The sequence below is a fragment of the Ensifer sp. ENS07 genome (assembly GCF_014852185.1).
GTDB lineage: Bacteria > Pseudomonadota > Alphaproteobacteria > Rhizobiales > Rhizobiaceae > Ensifer > Ensifer adhaerens.
Genome location: NZ_JACVBE010000060.1, coordinates 1 through 875, shown reverse-complemented (window position 1 = coordinate 875; position 875 = coordinate 1). Strand labels below are relative to the sequence as shown.

Genomic DNA, 875 nt, shown 5'->3' with positions numbered 1-875 from the left:
TGTAGTGGCTATTTAGTAATGCGACAGTTGGGCCAGTTAGAGATGCGACAGTCTCGCCTCTCGACGCACTGGTCAAAGCCAACGTTGGGAGCAAGGATGACGACCTTCAGCCTGGTCGAGACCATGAGCGGTCGGAGTCGTCATGTCCTGTTTGATCACCATGTCGCAGAAAGAGTTGCATCGCCTCGAAGTCATCCAGAAGATCCGTGACGAGCGCCTGAGCGTTGTCCAGGCTGCCGAACTGCTCAACCTCAGTCGAAGTCAGATCCACAGACTGCTGCAGGCTTATGATCAAGATGGTCCGGCCGGTCTTGTTTCGAAGAAGCGATCCCGGCCGAGCAATCGGCGCCACAGCGAGGATTTCCGCAATGCGGCGCTGGATCTGATCCGCGAACGCTATCTGGATTTCGGTCCGACGCTGGCGCGCGAGAAGCTCATCGAGCTGCACCGGATTTCTGTTGCCAAGGAAACGCTGCGGCAATGGATGACCGAGGCTGGCATCTGGATCTCGCGTCGGGAACGCAAGAAACGGGTTTTCCAGCCACGTGGCCGGCGCGACTGCTTTGGCGAACTGGTGCAGATCGATGGGTCGCATCACTGGTGGTTCGAGAACCGCGGCCCCAAATGCGCCCTGCTCGTCTATATTGATGACGCCACCGGCAAGCTTTTACATCTTCGCTTTGCTGGATCGGAGAATACATTCGATTATCTGCACGCGACGAAGGCCTATCTGCAGCAATGGGGCAAGCCGCTGGCCTTCTACAGCGACAAGCACGGCGTTTTCCGCTCGCTCCATGCGTCGAAGAAAGACCGGACAAGCGGCCTGACGCAGTTCGGACGGGCGCTCTATGAACTCAATATCGACATCATCTGTG

1 protein-coding gene is annotated in these 875 nt (G+C 57.3%); it reads left to right on the top strand.

What is annotated here, in order from left to right; all coding sequences use genetic code 11:
- Window positions 1-142: 142 nt before the first annotated feature.
- The coding region (locus IB277_RS37615) for an ISNCY family transposase (RefSeq protein WP_192373412.1) at window positions 143-875 on the top strand (733 nt) is incomplete at its 3' end.